This window comes from Mesorhizobium sp. M2A.F.Ca.ET.039.01.1.1 (genome assembly GCF_003998035.1).
In the GTDB taxonomy this organism is placed as follows: Bacteria; Pseudomonadota; Alphaproteobacteria; order Rhizobiales; family Rhizobiaceae; genus Mesorhizobium.
Genome location: NZ_RZRY01000806.1, coordinates 1 through 2,570 on the forward strand (window position 1 = coordinate 1; position 2,570 = coordinate 2,570).

The following is a 2,570-nucleotide window of genomic DNA, read 5'->3' on the forward strand; positions in this document are numbered from 1 at the left end:
CACAGATACAGGCGCACAGCGGCGGACATTGCCACGCCAGCTGCGGCCGTCGGCTGCCGGCAGGAAACAAGATAATGCCCAACAAGATGCTGATAGACGCCTCCCACCCGGAGGAAACACGCGTTGTCGTCGTTCGCGGTAACCGCATCGAAGAATTCGACTTTGAATCCCAGGACAAGAAGCAGCTCAAAGGAAACATCTACCTCGCCCGCGTAACCCGCGTCGAACCTTCCCTCCAGGCAGCCTTTGTCGAGTATGGCGGCAACCGTCACGGTTTTCTCGCCTTCAGTGAAATCCATCCCGACTATTATCAGATCCCGGTCGCCGACCGTCAGGCTCTGCTGCGCGCCGAAGCGCAGGAGGCCGAGGACGAAGACGACGAGGAAGCGGAGAACGGCGAAGAGCAGCAGGCGCGCGATCGCGGCGGCCGGCGCAACCGCAGGCGCGGCGGCAAGAACCGTGACCGCGGCGAGCACAGACACGCTTCCTCGGAAAACGAGGAAAGCCCGGCTGAGCCCGCAGCCCTCGAAGAGCCCGCGGCAGAGGCTGCCGGGAGCGAGGAAGCCGGCGGCGTGACCGCCGATGCCTCGCCAGAAGACGCATCGGACGTATCGGATGCATCCATCGTCGCCGAAGCCGTCGAAGTCGAAACCGACCAGGAAACGGCTGAAGAGTCCGCCGCCGAGACCGGCGGCGGCGAAGCAGCGGACAACGAGGACGGCAAGCCGTCCGAAGGTGGCCCCACCTCGATTGCAGCGAGCGTCGAAGCCGACGTGATTTCCGAGGCGGTGCCACAGGCGGATCAGCCCGAGCAGAGCGGCGAAGCCGCCAGCGACAATGATCGCGGCATGCTGGAGGACGTCTCGGCCTCGCATTCGGACGAGCACGAGGTCGAATCGGTCGGCGCCGAGGACGCGCTCGAGGAAATCCGCAGCCGCCGCAAGCCGGTCCGCCGCCAGTACAAGATTCAGGAAGTCATCAAGCGCCGCCAGATCCTTCTGGTGCAGGTGGTCAAGGAAGAGCGCGGCAACAAGGGCGCCGCGCTCACCACCTATCTTTCGCTTGCCGGCCGCTATTCGGTGCTGATGCCGAACACAGCGCGCGGCGGCGGCATCTCGCGCAAGATCACCAACGCCCAGGACCGCAAGCGGCTGAAGGAGGTCGTGACCGACCTCGACGTGCCGCAGGGCATGGGTGTCATCCTGCGCACCGCCGGCGAAAGCCGCACCAAGGCCGAGATCAAGCGCGACTACGAGTATCTGATGCGGCTGTGGGAGAACGTCCGCAGCCTCACCCTGCAATCCACGGCCCCTGCCCTGGTCTACGAGGAAGGCAGCCTGATCAAGCGCTCGGTGCGCGACCTCTACAACAAGGATATCGACGAGATCCTGGTTTCCGGCGAGGACGGTTATCGCGAGGCCAAGGACTTCATGCGCATGCTGATGCCGAGCCACGCCAAGGTGGTTCAGCCCTATCGCGACACGACGCCGATCTTCGTGCGCAACGGCATCGAGGCGCAGCTCGACCGCATGCTGCAGCCACAGGTGACGCTGAAAAGCGGCGGCTACATCATCATCAACCAGACCGAGGCGCTGGTCTCGATCGACGTCAACTCCGGCCGCTCCACCAAGGAGCATTCGATCGAGGAGACCGCGCTCCACACCAATCTAGAGGCGGCCGAGGAAGTCGCGCGGCAGCTCAGACTGCGCGACCTTGCCGGCCTCATCGTCATCGACTTCATCGACATGGAGGAGAACCGCAACAACCGCGCTGTCGAGAAGCGGCTGAAGGATCACCTCAAGAACGACCGCGCCCGCATCCAGGTCGGCCGCATCTCGCATTTCGGCCTGATGGAAATGTCGCGTCAGCGCATCCGCGCCAGCGTGCTGGAATCGACCATGAAGCCCTGCCCGCATTGCGGCGGCACCGGCCATGTGCGTTCCGATTCCTCCGTGGCGCTGATGGTGGTGCGGGCGATCGAGGAATTCCTGCTCAAGGATTCGCGCAGCCACATCATCGTGCGCACGCCGGCCGCGACGGCGCTTTACGTGCTGAACCACAAGCGCGCCAACCTTGTGGAGCTCGAAGCCCGTTTCGGCCTGACGATCACGATCGAGGCTGACGAGACTCTCGGCACCCAGCATTACGCGATCTTCCGCGGCGCCATAGCCGAGAAGCCGGAAGGTTTTGTCGAGGTGCGCAGCCTGCCGGCCTATGTCGAGCCGGACGAGCCCGAGGACGAGATCATCATCGAGGAGGAAGAAGAGGCCGCGGTGCAGGCCGAACAGCCGCGCCAGCCGCAGCAGCAGGGCCAGCACCAGCAGCGGTCCGAGGACGGCGAAGGCCGCGACCGCAAGCGTCGCAAGCGCCGGCGGCGGCGTGGCGGCAGGGACCGCGACCGCGAGCACAATGGGGATGTCGCGGCGGCGCCGGCGGAAGCTGGCGAAACCAGCGACGATGCCGCGGATGCGCCGGAAGAAGCAGCCCAGGAGGCGACCGATGGCGGCGAAGCCGAGGCAACCGCTACCGATGATGCTTCCGGCAAGAAGCGCCGGGGCGGCAAGCGCGGC

The 2,570-nt window shown here is 65.4% G+C and carries 1 protein-coding gene; it reads left to right on the plus strand.

The window, feature by feature from the left end; all coding sequences use genetic code 11:
* Positions 1–74 precede the first annotated feature (74 nt).
* Positions 75–2,570: ribonuclease E/G (locus tag EOA24_RS33975; RefSeq protein WP_133374756.1), on the plus strand; the 2,496-nt coding region annotated here is incomplete at its 3' end.